This window comes from Sedimentibacter sp. MB35-C1 (assembly GCF_030913635.1).
GTDB lineage: Bacteria > Bacillota > Clostridia > Tissierellales > Sedimentibacteraceae > Sedimentibacter.
In genome coordinates, this window is record NZ_CP133188.1 from 2,036,761 (window position 1) to 2,051,499 (window position 14,739).

General features: G+C 35.9%; 16 protein-coding genes. 15 read left to right on the forward strand and 1 reads right to left on the reverse strand.

The features are described 5' to 3' along the window. The first annotated feature begins 60 nt into the window (after window positions 1-60). The 11 genes from RBQ61_RS09720 to RBQ61_RS09770 all read left to right on the forward strand — a co-directional run bounded on the left by RBQ61_RS09720 (window position 61) and on the right by RBQ61_RS09770 (window position 8,337). Entirely contained in the window at window positions 61-699 is a 639-nt protein-coding gene (locus RBQ61_RS09720) for an isochorismatase family cysteine hydrolase (RefSeq protein ID WP_308137134.1), read from the forward strand. Between the two features lie 13 nt (window positions 700-712). Further along, complete coding sequence (locus tag RBQ61_RS09725; protein ID WP_308137135.1) at window positions 713-2,188, forward strand: nicotinate phosphoribosyltransferase; 1,476 nt, start codon at window positions 713-715, stop codon at window positions 2,186-2,188. 136 nt (window positions 2,189-2,324) lie between these two features. Further along, window positions 2,325-2,960, forward strand: a complete 636-nt coding sequence (locus RBQ61_RS09730; protein WP_308137136.1) for an aromatic acid exporter family protein — start codon at window positions 2,325-2,327, stop codon at window positions 2,958-2,960. A 114-nt stretch (window positions 2,961-3,074) separates the two neighbouring features. Next, window positions 3,075-3,344, forward strand: coding sequence for a pro-sigmaK processing inhibitor BofA family protein (locus RBQ61_RS09735; protein ID WP_213925209.1), 270 nt, complete (start codon window positions 3,075-3,077; stop codon window positions 3,342-3,344). Between the two features lie 203 nt (window positions 3,345-3,547). Next, the gene (locus tag RBQ61_RS09740) at window positions 3,548-3,679 is read left to right on the forward strand and encodes a hypothetical protein (RefSeq protein ID WP_308137137.1); all 132 of its coding nucleotides are present in this window, start codon (window positions 3,548-3,550) and stop codon (window positions 3,677-3,679) included. 107 nt (window positions 3,680-3,786) lie between these two features. Continuing rightward, window positions 3,787-5,217, forward strand: a complete 1,431-nt coding sequence (locus RBQ61_RS09745) for an aminotransferase class I/II-fold pyridoxal phosphate-dependent enzyme (RefSeq protein ID WP_213925208.1) — start codon at window positions 3,787-3,789, stop codon at window positions 5,215-5,217. Next, complete coding sequence (gene tmk, locus RBQ61_RS09750) at window positions 5,214-5,825, forward strand: dTMP kinase (protein ID WP_308137138.1); 612 nt, start codon at window positions 5,214-5,216, stop codon at window positions 5,823-5,825. Before RBQ61_RS09745 ends, tmk begins: the two co-directional genes overlap by 4 nt. Window positions 5,826-5,836: 11 nt before the next feature. Continuing rightward, on the forward strand, window positions 5,837-6,169 hold the full coding sequence (locus RBQ61_RS09755) for a cyclic-di-AMP receptor (RefSeq protein WP_213925206.1): 333 nt from the start codon (window positions 5,837-5,839) through the stop codon (window positions 6,167-6,169). 8 nt (window positions 6,170-6,177) lie between these two features. Then, a complete protein-coding gene (gene holB / locus RBQ61_RS09760; protein ID WP_308137139.1) occupies window positions 6,178-7,158 on the forward strand; it encodes a DNA polymerase III subunit delta' in 981 nt (326 codons plus the stop codon). Then, complete coding sequence (locus RBQ61_RS09765; RefSeq protein WP_213925204.1) at window positions 7,155-8,036, forward strand: stage 0 sporulation family protein; 882 nt, start codon at window positions 7,155-7,157, stop codon at window positions 8,034-8,036. Before holB ends, RBQ61_RS09765 begins: the two co-directional genes overlap by 4 nt. Window positions 8,037-8,166: 130 nt before the next feature. Beyond that, window positions 8,167-8,337, forward strand: coding sequence for a 4Fe-4S binding protein (locus RBQ61_RS09770; protein WP_213925203.1), 171 nt, complete (start codon window positions 8,167-8,169; stop codon window positions 8,335-8,337). 68 nt (window positions 8,338-8,405) lie between these two features. Here the strand turns inward: RBQ61_RS09770 and RBQ61_RS09775 are convergent, their stop codons facing one another. After that, on the reverse strand, window positions 8,406-10,100 hold the full coding sequence (locus tag RBQ61_RS09775; RefSeq protein ID WP_308137140.1) for a M3 family oligoendopeptidase: 1,695 nt from the start codon (window positions 10,098-10,100) through the stop codon (window positions 8,406-8,408). Window positions 10,101-10,318: 218 nt separating this feature from the next. Here RBQ61_RS09775 and RBQ61_RS09780 point away from each other — a divergent pair, with 218 nt between their 5' ends. The 4 genes from RBQ61_RS09780 to RBQ61_RS09795 all read left to right on the forward strand — a co-directional run bounded on the left by RBQ61_RS09780 (window position 10,319) and on the right by RBQ61_RS09795 (window position 14,691). Continuing rightward, the gene (locus RBQ61_RS09780) at window positions 10,319-11,614 is read left to right on the forward strand and encodes a DUF512 domain-containing protein (RefSeq protein WP_308137141.1); all 1,296 of its coding nucleotides are present in this window, start codon (window positions 10,319-10,321) and stop codon (window positions 11,612-11,614) included. 46 nt (window positions 11,615-11,660) lie between these two features. Beyond that, complete coding sequence (der, locus tag RBQ61_RS09785; protein ID WP_308137142.1) at window positions 11,661-12,986, forward strand: ribosome biogenesis GTPase Der; 1,326 nt, start codon at window positions 11,661-11,663, stop codon at window positions 12,984-12,986. A gap of 107 nt (window positions 12,987-13,093) precedes the next feature. Then, window positions 13,094-13,675 carry a glycerol-3-phosphate 1-O-acyltransferase PlsY gene (gene plsY / locus RBQ61_RS09790; RefSeq protein WP_308137143.1) on the forward strand — a complete coding sequence of 194 codons (582 nt, stop codon included), beginning with the start codon at window positions 13,094-13,096 and terminating at the stop codon, window positions 13,673-13,675. Window positions 13,676-13,686: 11 nt separating this feature from the next. Next, window positions 13,687-14,691: an NAD(P)H-dependent glycerol-3-phosphate dehydrogenase gene (locus RBQ61_RS09795; RefSeq protein WP_308137144.1), complete on the forward strand. Its 1,005-nt coding sequence runs from the start codon at window positions 13,687-13,689 to the stop codon at window positions 14,689-14,691. Window positions 14,692-14,739 lie beyond the last annotated feature (48 nt).

Below are 14,739 nucleotides of genomic sequence, written 5' to 3' on the forward strand. Positions count from 1 at the left end.
GGTTATCGAATTATAATATATGTTGATTGTAAAAAAATTAAATTTATAGAGGATGATTTTATGGATGCAGCTAAGAAAATGGAACAGGAGTTAAGAGGGACGACATTGGATTTGGAATCTCTGGGAAAGAAGAAAACAGCCCTGTTTGTAATGGATATGGTAGTAGGATTTGTTTATTCAGGAGCATTATCATCGCCCCGCGTAGCATCGATTGTAGATAATATTGCAGAGTTGAATAAGAAAACAAGTGGTTATAGAAAAATATTTTTTTTAGACAGTCATGAAAATGATTCCCAGGAGTTTAGATATTTTCCGCCTCATTGTGTGTCCGGAACAGAGGAAGCTGCTCTGATACAGGAACTAGACAATGAAGATTCCAAGGGGGTTGAAACCGTATATGCAGAGAAGAACAGCACAAATGGGTTTCACAGCGCTATATTTAAAGAGTGGCTTGCGAATAATGAAGAAGAAGTTGATAACTATATTATTACAGGATGTGTTACTGATATCTGTGTTTTGCAGTTTGCATTAAGCTTAAAATCATATTTTAATGAAATAAATAAAAATAAAAGAGTAATAATTCCTATGAATTGTGTGCAGACTTATGATGGTGGAGCTCACGACGGGTATCTTATGAATTTGTTTGCTCTTTACAATATGCATAACAGTGGAATAGAAATAGTAGAAAAAATAATTTAGCAGGAGAATACTGATGTACCACAATAATTTTAGTGACAGGAAATTATCCATGCTTATGGATTTTTACGAACTTACGATGGCTAATGGATATTTTTCAAGCGGGATGAAAGATGAAATTGTTTATTTTGATATGTTTTTTAGAAAAAACCCTGATGGAGCAGGCTTTTCTATAGTTGCTGGGCTGGAGCAGGTTATAGAATATATAAAAGAGTTAAAGTTTACTGATGATGATATCGATTTTTTAAGAAATAAGAATTTGTTTAAAGAAGAATTTTTACAATATTTGAGGGACTTTAAGTTTTCCGGAGATATTTATGCAATACCTGAGGGCACTCCGGTTTTCCCGGGAGAGCCGCTGATTACAGTAAGAGCCAAGACTATAGATGCGCAGCTTATAGAAACGATGATGCTTTTAACAATTAATCATCAGAGCCTTATAGCAACAAAGGCGAACAGAATTGTGAGATCTGCCAAGGGCAGGCCTATAATGGAATTTGGAGCGAGAAGAAGCCAGGGATATGATGGTGCAATATATGGCGGAAGGGCCGCATACATTGGAGGTGTTGCAGGGACTGCAACTACGCTGGCTGACGAAATGTTTGGCGTTCCGGCACTTGGGACAATGGCACATTCTTGGGTTCAAATGTTTGAAAACGAATACGAATCATTTAAAGCTTATGCGGAGAATTATCCGGATAGTTGTACATTGTTGGTAGACACATATAATGTTATAAAAAGTGGAATTCCAAATGCTATTAAGGTTTCAAGAGAAATTCTTGAGCCAATGGGCAAGAGACTGAAAGGTGTACGTATTGATTCAGGTGATATTGCTTATTTGAGTAAAAAGTGCAGAGAAATGCTGGATGAAGCTGGGCTTACAGATTGCGGTATCGTTGCTTCAAACAGTCTGGATGAGTTTATAATAACCGATTTACTGGATCAAGGGGCAAAAATTGATTCCTTTGGTGTGGGAGAAAGACTTATTACAGCTAAATCCGAACCTGTATTTGGATGTGTATACAAGCTTGTGGCAATAGAGAATGAAGGACAAATTATTCCTAAAATTAAATTATCTGAAAATGAAGAAAAGATAACTAATCCTGGCTATAAGAGAGTTTGGAGATTATATGACAGAAAGAAAAACAATCCTATTGCTGATGTTGTGTGTCTGTCACATGAAACTATTGATGATACAAAGCCCTATACCATATTTGATGAAATACATGTATGGAAGAAGAAAAAAATTAAAGACTTTTATGCAAAAAACCTTCAGGTACCTATATTTATAAAAGGAGAATGTGTGTATAAGAGTCCTACACTGGATGAGATAAGAGAGTACTGTCTGAAAGAGGTTTCAAACTTGTGGAATGAAGTCAAGAGGTTTATTAACCCTCATAGTTATTATGTGGATCTTTCTCCTGAACTCTGGAACTGCAAACAGGATTTAATAAGCCAGTTCAGTTTTAAGGATCCGGCTAATTTTTCTTAAAATAGAAGACAAAGCCTTTCGGGTAAACCGAAAGGCTTTATTTTTATAATACAGTTTCAATATAAGTGTTTGAAATATATGATTTATGGGTTGATTATAGGGTAGGAATTATAGTACATAGCAAACGGAGGTAGTTATGAAAATCCCTAGTATAGGAATGCGAAACATTAAAACAGCTACGGCTGTGTTTATGTGTTTGCTGCTTTTCGAGTTTGTAAACAGAGAAAGCTCAATTTATGCTTGTATTGCTGCAGTTATATGCATGCAGAACACAATTGTAAATTCATTCAAAAAGGGTATTGAGAGAATCATCGGTACAGTAATCGGAGGTGTAGCAGGTATTATTATATTGTTCATTGTCACATCCCTCGGCCGTGATGAACTTTTAATATTTATTATACCGCTGGGAATTATTGTATTAATTGAGATATGCGTTTCTATTGATATGCGGCAGTCCGTAGTAATTTGCTCTGTTGTTTATCTTATTATTCTAGTAACCAAGGGGCATGAGGACAGCTATGTTATGTACACATTTAACAGAGTGCTCGACACCACGCTTGGAATTTTAATTGCTCTTTTGGTTAACAAATATATGTTATTACCCGATAGACTAAAAAAAGTGCTGAAATTTAACCTATCTGGTGATAATTCTGGTGCAAGAAATAAAACATTTCTTGAAAAGACGGATAAATTATCGGAAGAATTAAGCATAAACTCTGAAGAAAATTCTACTCCTCATATTGAAATCAACGAAAAAGTTGATGCAAATTAAAATTAATTATTGACAACAGGACCTCATTAATGTAATGTATGTTTTGTTATCATGAAGCATAAAAACAAGGACAACTTCATAAAATTTAGAAAAAGGTAAATAGGAGGTTGTCTCGTGGGAATAGCAGATGTAGGAATTGTTCTGGCATATTCAGCCGGAGTCATGTTAATCTTTATGTTATCATGGATTTTTGTGAAACCGTTCAAAATTTTAGGCAGATTGATATTAAATTCATTTTTAGGTGCATTATTTTTGATAATATTTAATTTTTTCGGAAAATTCACGGGGATATTTATAGGAGTGAACATATTTACCGCATTGATGCTGGGAATTTTAGGAATACCCGGTTTTATTGCATTATTGCTGCTAAAATTTCTGATTTAGCAAATAATATATTTATACTTAAAATTTGAAGATATTTTAATGCATAAAGAAGTTTTGTTGGACAAGAAATTGTTGCTGTTATATAATAGAATTAACGCTTATTAATTTTTATATACTATGGTGTATATAAAAGGAAAAATGCAAAGGGCAGCTTTTTTGTAAGATACTCACAGCGTTTTTATTATTATAACAGAGGGTGCATTATGTGGATTGAATACATTGTTCTTTTTTCTATCGTAGCCATGATATTATCAATAATGGTTGTGCTGGTTGTAGAGACCGTGCACACCACTAAAAGCATTGCAAGAAAGAGAAATAACAATACTATTAAATGACAGCAATATTATGAAGAAGGAGATGAGTACTAATCCCAATATACAACAATGAGTCAGGAACATAGTTCTGATTTATTCAAGTATCAATATTTAACGGGAGATAAACAATGAAGAAACTTAATATTATTTCGGGGATCCAGCAGTATCGAAGCGAGGTAGATACAAATTTTCATATGCCGGGTCACAAGGGTAAAGACGGTATATTGAACGAGATAGGAAACAGGCTTAATTTTTATGACATCACAGAAACTTTAGGTACAGATAATTTACATTACCCGACAGGTTTTTTGAAAGATGCCTTGGATTATATATCGGAATCCTATGGCTCTAAAAAATCATACATGGTCGTTAACGGGACATCCTGTGGAATTATATCGGCCATAATGGCATGTACTAACCCCGGAGATAAGATAATTGTGCAGCGAGACTGTCACAAATCCGTTTATAATGCTTGTATATTAGGAGATTTAAAGTTATATTATTTATATCCGGAATTTAATAAGAAACATGGCTTGAATTTCAGCATCAGCTTGGAAAAACTGGAACAAATGCTGGCTGATAATCCGGATGTAAAGATGGTAGTATTAACATACCCTACATTTTACGGTATTTGCTTTGATATTAAAAAAGCAGCTGAAATAGTTCACAAGTATGGTAAAATCCTTATGATTGATGAAGCTCATGGATCACACTTGCATTTTTGCAAGGATATGCTTCCGCCGTCAGCTGAAAGTTCAGGAGCTGACATTGTTACACAAAGCACACATAAAACACTTCCGTGTTTAACACAAGGGTCGATTTTACACGTATGTTCTGACAGAGTAGATACAAGCAATATTGAGTCAATGCTTAGAATGCTTCAAACTACTTCTCCTTCGTATGTGCTCATGGCATCAATAGAAAATGCTGTGCACTGGATGAATCAGCATGGGGAAGAAAGACTAAAAAGAAATATCGAGGTGTTTAAGAGAAGAACCCTTGAGCTAAGAAATATGGGAATCAATGTGTTAGAAGATGATTTTCTCATAGGTGAAGGATGTTATGATTTTGACGCTACGAGAGCCGTAATCAGCATGAGTGAACTAGGTATAACAGGTACAGAGCTGCAAGAGATTCTTAGATATAAGTATAAGATTCAGATGGAATTTGCAGACTTGCAATATACTGTAGGATATATTACGGCAACTGATGAAATTGTAGATATAGATAGACTGTTTGACGCGGTTAAGGAAATTTATCTTGAAGAAAGCAAGAGCAAGGAAAAGAGAGAAATCATTGAAATAGAACCTTTCCCGCAGTTGCAACACGAAAGAAAAATGCGTAAGGCTTTTTATGCTGTTAACGAGCTGGTAAATATGGATGATGCAATAGGGAGAACTGCTGCTGAATTCATAATACCTTATCCTCCGGGAATTCCTTTGGTTTGCCCGGGTGAAATAATTATACAGGACACCGTTGATTATGTAAAAGTCATGCTTGAAAACAGCATTAATGTTAACGGTGTTGACAAAAATTATCAAGTGAGAGTTGTTAAATGAAAGGAATATTTATAGTATTAGAAGGCCCGGACGGTTCAGGCAAAAGTACAATGGCAAAAAAAATAGGTGAGTACTACAGGGGAAATGGAAGAGAAATAGAATTTACCAGAGAACCTGGCGGAACTGAAATAGGCGAAAAGGTAAGAAACATAATTTTGGATAACAATAATACAGAAATGGATTACAGAACAGAAGCTCTTCTTTACGCTGCGGCAAGAGCACAACTGGTTGCCGAAAAAATAAAGCCATGGCTTGAAGAAGGTAAAATTGTAATAAGCGAAAGATACGTTTATTCCAGCCTTGTTTACCAGGGGATTGGAAGAGGCATCGGAATTGAAGAAGTGAAAAAAATCAATGACTTTGCCATTGCAGGACTTGTACCTGATAAAGTGTTGTTTTTGGATGTAAATCCTGAGAAGGGTTTGAGACGGAAAAGGCGTATTAACGGAGGAGACAGACTTGAGAATGAGGATATTTCATTCCATGAGAAAGTATACAGAGGATATGGCAAACTTAAGCCTCTCTTCCCTGAAATTAAAACAATTAACGCTGAACGGACTATTAATGAAATTTTTAGAGATATAAAAGAAATAATAAATTCAATATAGGAGGAATTGTTATGAAGTCAATAACTGCCATAGTTCAAAATGATGATGCCAATAAACTGATATCAGCATTGAGAGAAAATGGTTTTTCATCCACAAAGATGTCGTCAACCGGTGGCTTTTTAAGCTCCGGAAACACAACAATAATTTCGTTGGTTGAAGATGACAAGGTTGATGAGGAAATAGAGATAATCAGAAAAATATGCAAATCAAAAAAGAAAATTACGGCAGCTATACCTCCCAGTTCATTTAGCACAGTAGGAGGATATTTGCCTCAAACAATCGAAGTAACAGTTGGAGGAGCGGTTGTTTTTGTAACAAATATTGAGCGATTTGAGAAGATTTAGGTGATAGAATGTTTTACGACCAGGCAATAGTCCAGGAAGAAATAATGAAATCGCTGGCAAAGGCGATAAATAACAACCAAATATCCCACTGCTATATATTCGAAGGAACAAAAGGCATGGGCAAGTATGAAACAGCTTTGATATTTGCCCAGTCTTTATTCTGTGAAAATTTTACATCAGAACCATGCAATAAATGCTCCAGCTGCGTCAAGTTTAACTCAAACAACCATCCTGATATTCATGTAATCAACAGCGGCGAAACAACAATCAAAAGGGAAGAAATAGATAATCTTATAGAATCGGTATATAAAAAACCTTATGAATCGAGTAAAAAGGTTTTTATAATTAAAGACGTTCATCAAATGACAACTCAGGCAGCCAATACATTTTTAAAAACACTGGAAGAACCCCCAGAGGATTCTGTTATAATACTTTTAACAACAAATTCAAATTTATTGCTGCCTACAATCGTATCCAGATGCCAGATGCTGAAGTTTAGAAGCATGAGCAAGGATAAGATTAAGGAATTTTTAATTAAAAACTGTGGGGCGTCAGAGGAACTTTCCGGACTAGCGTCAGAATATTCAAAAGGCGTGCTGAAAAAAGCAATTGAAATGGTCAAGGGTAATGACGGAACACTTAGGCAGAGAGAAGATATAATTAAGCTGTTTGACAAGATTGTAAATTCAGATTCCGGTATTATTTATGAATTAGAAAATTACTTTGAAGAAAATAAAGATAATATAGATATAATTGTTGAAATAATAATGGTGTGGATAAGAGACATTATGTTTGTTCAAAACGGCATGATTGATCTTGTAATCAATAAGGACTTCATTCAGCTTGCTGAAATTCACTCCGGCATTATGAAAAGAAATACAGATTTAATAGAACAAATGCAGTATACATGTGATAATATAAAGAGCAATGTTAACTATAAGCTTGCAATAGATAATATGCTTTTAAAGATTCAGGAGGTCTTTAAATGATAAAAGTAGTAGGCGTAAGGTTTAAAAAGGCAGGGAAAATATACTATTTTGATCCTGATAGGAAATGGATAAACGAAGGTGACAATGTAATAGTAGAAACAGTAAGAGGAATTGAGTTTGGTCAGGTTGTAGTAGGGCCTAAGCTTGTGAAGGAAGAAGATATTGTTCAGCCTTTAAAAAAAGTTTTAAGAATAGCAACCGATGAAGACATAAAACTAAATCAGGAAAACAAGGACAAGGAAAAAACAGCCTTTGATTTGTGCTTTAAAAAAATTGAAGCTCACGGACTGGAAATGAAGCTGGTTGATATAGAATACACATTTGATAACAACAAAGTAATATTCTATTTTACCGCAGATGGAAGAATTGATTTTAGGGAGCTTGTAAAGGATTTAGCTTCAATATTCAGAACAAGAATTGAATTGAGACAGATTGGAGTTCGAGATGAGGCTAAAATGATAGGCGGGCTAGGTCCATGTGGAAGGCCACTGTGTTGTTCATCATTCTTAGGAGAATTTTATCCCGTATCTATTAAAATGGCCAAGGAGCAGAAATTGTCTCTTAACCCAGCAAAAATATCAGGTATATGCTCTAGGCTTATGTGCTGTTTAAACTATGAGCATGAAGTGTATGAGGAAAATATAAAAGAGCTTCCGGATGTGGGAGATAGAGTTTTGGTCAAGGGAACTAACAAAAACGGTATAGTAATTGATGTAAATCCATTATTCAAAACTGCCAAGGTCAACATACACAAGCCTGACGGAACGTATGAAGCAGAAGAAATAAACGGATCTGACCTTAAGGTTGTGGAAGAAGGAGCAATCAAGCATAAAAAGGAAGATGTGGATTTTGAACAATTAAAGGAATTGGAAGACTAATATGAAACCGGCATTTGTGCCGGTTTTTTGCACATTCTAAAATATTTGTATTTTTAGATAAAAAGTTCTTTTCAATGCGGACAAATAGTGTTAAAATGATAAATGATGATATTGGGGGAGGTGAAATCTAATGTCTTATAAAATTACTGATGCATGTATAAGCTGTGGCGCATGCGAACCAGAATGCCCAGTAGGCGCAATTTCAGCTGGTGATGATAAATACCAGATCGATTCATCAACTTGCATTGATTGCGGAGCATGTGCTAGCGTATGTCCGGTAGAAGCTCCTCAACAGGATTAATAATATTTAAGTAAAAAAAGCCTATTACGGCTTTTTTTATTAATCCTAAATTCTGCGAGATTTAACTTTTATAGTTTTGTATCATCAATACCGTCAAGGTAATCCTTTATATGATTTGTGATACTTCTGATAGTACCCTCATCAAAAGGACTTTTCAAATTGCCGGTTTTTAGTATTTCAAGAAAAGACTGGCTGCCTCCAACTTTGCATATGTTCATATAATCATCCCATGCCTTTTTTCTGTCATCATTGAATTTTATCCAGAACTGGTAGGCGCATATTTGGGCAAGCGTATAGTCGATGTAATAAAACGGTCCGTTAAAAATATGACCCTGCTTAAACCAAAAAGTTCCCTTGTCTAAGAATCTGTTGTCGTCATAGTCTTTGTACGGAGTGTATTTCTTTTCTATATCTCTCCATGCTTTTTTTCTTTCATCAGGAGTCATATCAGGATTCTCATAAATAACATGCTGGAATTCATCTACCGTAACTCCATAGGGGATAAACATCAATGAATCCGCAAGGTGGAAAAATTTAAACTTATCAGTAGCATCTTTAAAGAAAAGCTTCATCCAAGGCCATGTGATAAATTCCATGCTCATGGAATGAATTTCACATGCTTCCGAAGTAGGAAAGCCAAACTCCGGAGAATCTAAAAATCTGCTCTCATAAGTTTGAAAAGCGTGACCGGCTTCGTGGGTAACAACTGTTACATCATCCTGAGTTCCATTAAAATTTGCGAAAATAAACGGTGACTTGAAGTTGTGCAGGAATGTGCAGTAGCCTCCGGCTTGCTTATTCGGCTTTGTTTCAAGGTCAAACAAATCTCTTTCCAGCATCATGTTTATAAATTCACCCGTTTCAGGAGATAATTCTTCATACATTTTCTTAGCTCTTGTCATTATCCATTCCTTATTTCCTTTGGGTGCAGGGTTTCCTGTCATGAAGTTCAAAGGAATATCATAATACTTTAATTTGTCTACTCCTATTCGTATCCTTTGCTTTTCTCTTAAACCATTTGAAATAGGTACAATATACTTAAGGACATGGTCTCTGAAGTCAGCAACATCATGGGCATTGTAATCAGATCTTCCCATTCTTAGGTATCCCAGCTCTACAAAGTTTTTGAAACCAAGCTTGTGAGCAATTTCATTTCTCACCTTTACCATTTTATCATAAATAATATCAAACTTTGATTCGTTTTCCATAAAAAAGCTGCTCCATTTTTCAGAAGCTTCTTTTCTTGTTGCTCTGTTTGTGGATTCCATGTATGGCTGCAATTGGGACAGGTTAAGCAATTTGCCATCATAGCTTATTTGTGCGGAGGAAACTAATTTAGAGTATTCGCTTACCAGCTTGTTTTCTTCTTGCATTAAAGGAACAACCTCATCTGAAAATGTTCTGATTTCAATTTCAGCTAAAGTAAAAAGCTGGGGCTTAGTTTTTTCCTTTAGATCATCTTTAAATTTTGAATTCAAAAGTGCTTTGTAAAATTCGACTCTTAATCCGTGAAGTTTTGGAGAAATCATATCAATGTATTCATTTTCTCTATCATAGAATTCATCCGAAGTGTTAATGGAGTTTCTTATCATAACCAGTTGAGCCATTGTTTCGACATCTTTCTGAAGCTTATTAATTTTTTGTACATATTCATACTGTTCGTCAGAGCTGTTTGATCTGTTAAACAGTTCTATTAATTCAGTGTATTTGGCCTTAATGCTGTCATAATCAGGTCGTTTGTATTCATATTCGTTGAATTTCATAGTTCACCTCAACAATTTTTTGATTTCGAAAATTAGTAAAAATTTCCGATATTATTATTATACCAAAAAGCCATAAAAATACAAATAAAGAAAAATTTTAATAAAGGTGTACAAGAGATTTAAATTCAACAAATCTATATTGTTAAAAAATAAATTGCAGTTCATAAAACAGATATGTTATAATGTCCGTGAAGTAATTGCGTATAAAGGAAAAGCTAATGAAGAACATAATAGTTAAAGTTTTAAAAAATTCGATTGCTGAGGAAATGGAGCTTGAACCGGGAGATGAGCTTGTTTCGGTGAACAATTGTCCGGTTAAGGATTATATAGATTATAAATACCAGATATCAGACGAAAATATATTGTTTGAAATAAAAAAGCCCGATGGGGAGATTTGGGAGCTTGAAATCGAAAAGGAATATGACGAGGATATAGGGATAGTATTTGAAAATTCTCTTATGGACAACATAAAGGTGTGCTCAAACAAATGCATTTTTTGCTTTATAGATCAGCTGCCCAAAGGAATGCGTAAAACACTCTATGTTAAAGATGATGATACAAGGCTGTCATTTCTTTATGGAAATTTTATAACATTGACCAATTTAAAAGACGAAGAGATAGAAAGAATAATAAAGTACAAAATAAGCCCTATTAAGGTATCGGTGCATACAACCGATCCTGAATTGAGAAAATATATGATGGGCAACAATAAACATATTGATGTTCTGGAATATCTCAAAAAACTTATAGATGCGGGAATAACCGTGGACTGTCAGATCGTGCTGGTAAGAGGCGTAAATGACGGGAAGCAGCTTGAAAAAACTATCGATGATTTATCATCTCTCCACCCGGGGCTAAGAAGTGTTGCAGTTGTACCTGTGGGGCTTACAAGATACAGAGACAGACTGACTGAGATCATTCCTTTTGACAAAGCAAGTGCAGAAGAAGTGGTAAATCAGGTGTCTCGTATACAAGATAAATTATATCAAAAGCTGGGAACGAGATTTATATTTATCGCAGATGAATTTTATATTACAAGCGAAAGAGATTTCCCGAAGTATGATGCCTATGAAGAGTTCGATCAACTAGAAAATGGAATAGGCATGAGCAGGCTGTTCAAACATCAGGTAGAGGTATTATTAGATGATTATGCAGGTTTTGAGCCTACCGAAAAAGAGATTACTTTTGTGACGGGAGATGCAGCGTACGAGCTTATGGTGGAATTATCCGAAAAGATAATGAAAAAAATATCGCTTAAAATTAATGTGGTTAAAGTTATAAACAATTTTTTTGGCGGGAAAATAACTGTATCCGGATTAACAACGGGTACGGATATCATAAATCAGATGAAGGATAAAAATTATAAGAATCTAATCCTTCCGAGAAATATGATAAACGATAATAATGTCATGTTGGATGACTTAACAATTGAAGATTTGAAAAAAGAATTAAATACAAATATTTCGGTCTGCGATGTAGATGGTGAAATGCTGTTAAACCTTATTACAAGGTAGCAGCATTATTGACAGCATATCAGAAGGAGTAAATACGGAGGTAAAAATGGCAAGACCAGTTGTGACAATTGTAGGCAGACCAAATGTGGGAAAGTCTACTTTATTTAACAGAATAGCGGGAAAGAGAATTTCTATAACAGAGGATACACCGGGAGTAACACGAGACAGAATATATGCCGAATGCGAATGGCTAGATAAGCATTTTACATTGATAGATACAGGCGGTATTGAACCCAATACTACTGATACCATATTTTCGCAGATGAGGATACAGGCTGAAATAGCCATAGATATGGCTGATGTTGTTTTATTTATGGTTGACGGCAAGGAAGGCGTCACGGCTGCAGACATGGAAGTTGCACATATGCTCAGAAGGGCGAAGAAGGAAATAATATTAGTAGTTAACAAGATGGATAAATTCGTTAATGATAACAACGTATATGAATTTTACAATCTTGGTATAGGAGAACCGATTTCTGTTTCATCTTCAGAAGCCTTAGGGATTGGAGACTTGTTAGATGAAGTAATAAATAAATTTGATGAATCCTTGGATACGGATGATGATGATGACAGCATAAAGATAGCGGTAATAGGAAAACCGAATGCCGGTAAGTCATCGATTATCAACCGCATTATCGGAGAAAACAGGGTCATCGTAAGCGATATACCCGGAACCACAAGAGATGCAATAGATACCAGGTTTGAGGCAGACGGGAAGAAGTATACTCTGATTGATACGGCAGGAATAAGAAAAAAGAGCAAGGTAAGCGAATCTGTTGAAAAATACAGTGTTCTTAGGGCATTTACGGCTGTCGAAAGAGCTGATATATGCATATTGGTAATAGATGCGGACAAGGGAGTAACCGAGCAAGACGTTAGAATTGCAGGATATTCCCATGACAGCAACAAAGGAATGATTATTGTCATAAATAAGTGGGATTTAATTGATAAGGACAACAATACATTCAAGGAATTTCAGGAGGAAGTAAGAAAGAGTCTTGCATATGCAACATATGCGCCTATTATGACGGTATCGGCGTTAACCGGACAGAGGGTGAACAAGATACTGGATGAAGTCAACGAAGTATACAGCTTCAGAAATCTGAGAGTATCTACGGGAGTTTTAAATGATATTATAACAGAAGCGGTTCTCATGAATCAGCCGAGAATGGTTAAAGGAAAGAGACTTAAATTATACTACGGAACTCAGGTTGCAGTTAATCCGCCAAAGTTTCTCATATTCGTAAACGACAGTTCCATAGTACACTTCTCATATGAGAGATACATGGAAAATAAGATACGAGAATCATTTGAATACAAGGGAACTCCAATTGTAATAGAATTCAGAAGTAAAAACGAGAAAAATCTGTAGCGGAGCGGTACTACCGTTCTCAGGCTACAGAAAAAGCCTGTCATTTTGGACGACATCAAAATGACAGGTTATTCAATATTTGTTATTAAATATACTAAGGAGCAATCATGAAATTCATAGTTATAGCACTCATAGCTTATTTTTTAGGAAACATTTCATTTGCTTACATTCTGGGTAAATTGCTTGCTAAAAAGGATGTAAGAGATTTTGGAAGCGGAAATGCAGGAGCAACCAACGCTCTCAGGACATTTGGCAAAAAAATTGGCATTATGGTATTTACGGGAGATATACTGAAGGGTGTCCTTGCTGTTATAATAGGAAGAAATTTCGGAGGACAGACCGGTGCATATATTGCCGGAGCTTTTGTAATAATAGGACATAACTGGCCGGTACTTTTAAATTTTAAAGGCGGTAAGGGAGTAGCAACCACCATAGGGGTCATGGTATTCGTAAATCCGTTTTTAACGTTAATATGCGTTATATTCGGAGTGCTTATCATTGTATTCACAAGAACCGTATCCCTAGGTTCAATATGTGGGATGGCATCTGCGCCGATTGTTGCGGTTGTATTTGTAAGGCCGTTTGACGCAGGGCTTCTTATATTCTGCCTGTTCATAGCAGGTATGGCCATATACAGGCATAAATCTAACATACAAAGATTGCTGGAAGGCAAAGAAAATAAATTATAGGAGATGAGGAATTGAAAAAGAAAATAACGCTGCTGGGAGGCGGAAGCTGGGGAACAGCTCTTGCCAAACTTCTTTCTGAAAACGGACAGGAAGTTACCGTGTGGCTGAGAGATGAAGAGCAATGCAAGACGCTCAGCACTGACCGGGTAAACAAAAAATACCTGCCAAAGGTGCAAATTCCGGAGAACATAGTATTTACTTCAAATATAAATGAGGCTGTAAAGGATGCGGAAGCACTCCTTATAGTAACGCCTACGCAGATGATACGAAGCGTCCTGAAACAAATAGACAGTGAAAACAAAACCGGCAAAATAATATTGAATGCTTCAAAGGGAATTGAAAGAGGTACAATGTGTCTCGTTTCAGACATAGTAAAGGAAGAAACGACAAACTGCATCTTCGCAGTTCTATCAGGCCCGTCCCATGCTGAAGAAGTAGGCCTTTCCATGCCCACAGCCATAACTGTTGCATGCGAAGACAAGGACACTGCGGAAACAATACAGGATATGTTTATGTCTTCATATTTCAGAGTTTACACAAATGATGATGTAAAAGGAGCTGAAATCGGCGGAGCACTGAAAAATATAATAGCCCTGGGCGCAGGAATATCGGATGGAGTCGGATATGGGGACAATGCCAAGGCCGCTCTGATGAATAGAGGAATTGTAGAAATATCCAAACTTGGAATAGCTATGGGAGCAGACGTACATACATTTTATGGACTTACCGGCATAGGCGACTTAATAGTAACTTGCACAAGCAAACATTCAAGAAACTGGAACGCAGGCTACTTAATAGGGCAGGGATTGACAAAAGACGAGGCAATTAAAAAAATAGGAATGGTAGTTGAGGGAATTCCGACTACATATGCAGCATACGAACTATCAAAAAAACTCAAAGTAGAAATGCCAATAGTAGATGCTATGTACGACGTTCTCGAAAATGACGCGAATGTTAAGGATACTGTAAATAAGCTTATGCAGAGAGATAAGAAGGAAGAGAAGTACTTTTTCTGATAAATACAAATGTAATGGCTTAAAATAAATAGACACCTGTATTTTTTG

What these genes read in the sequence shown, in the direction of transcription:
- RBQ61_RS09720 (WP_308137134.1), top strand. Translation starts at nt 61, where the DNA reads ATGGATGCAGCTAAGAAAATGGAACAGGAGTTAAGAGGGACGACATTG.
- RBQ61_RS09725 (WP_308137135.1), top strand. Translation starts at nt 713, where the DNA reads ATGTACCACAATAATTTTAGTGACAGGAAATTATCCATGCTTATGGAT.
- RBQ61_RS09730 (WP_308137136.1), top strand. Translation starts at nt 2,325, where the DNA reads ATGAAAATCCCTAGTATAGGAATGCGAAACATTAAAACAGCTACGGCT.
- RBQ61_RS09740 (WP_308137137.1), top strand. Translation starts at nt 3,548, where the DNA reads ATGTGGATTGAATACATTGTTCTTTTTTCTATCGTAGCCATGATATTA.
- RBQ61_RS09745 (WP_213925208.1), top strand. Translation starts at nt 3,787, where the DNA reads ATGAAGAAACTTAATATTATTTCGGGGATCCAGCAGTATCGAAGCGAG.
- tmk (WP_308137138.1), top strand. Translation starts at nt 5,214, where the DNA reads ATGAAAGGAATATTTATAGTATTAGAAGGCCCGGACGGTTCAGGCAAA.
- RBQ61_RS09755 (WP_213925206.1), top strand. Translation starts at nt 5,837, where the DNA reads ATGAAGTCAATAACTGCCATAGTTCAAAATGATGATGCCAATAAACTG.
- holB (WP_308137139.1), top strand. Translation starts at nt 6,178, where the DNA reads ATGTTTTACGACCAGGCAATAGTCCAGGAAGAAATAATGAAATCGCTG.
- RBQ61_RS09765 (WP_213925204.1), top strand. Translation starts at nt 7,155, where the DNA reads ATGATAAAAGTAGTAGGCGTAAGGTTTAAAAAGGCAGGGAAAATATAC.
- RBQ61_RS09770 (WP_213925203.1), top strand. Translation starts at nt 8,167, where the DNA reads ATGTCTTATAAAATTACTGATGCATGTATAAGCTGTGGCGCATGCGAA.
- RBQ61_RS09775 (WP_308137140.1), bottom strand. Translation starts at nt 10,100, where the DNA reads ATGAAATTCAACGAATATGAATACAAACGACCTGATTATGACAGCATT.
- RBQ61_RS09780 (WP_308137141.1), top strand. Translation starts at nt 10,319, where the DNA reads ATGAAGAACATAATAGTTAAAGTTTTAAAAAATTCGATTGCTGAGGAA.
- der (WP_308137142.1), top strand. Translation starts at nt 11,661, where the DNA reads ATGGCAAGACCAGTTGTGACAATTGTAGGCAGACCAAATGTGGGAAAG.
- plsY (WP_308137143.1), top strand. Translation starts at nt 13,094, where the DNA reads ATGAAATTCATAGTTATAGCACTCATAGCTTATTTTTTAGGAAACATT.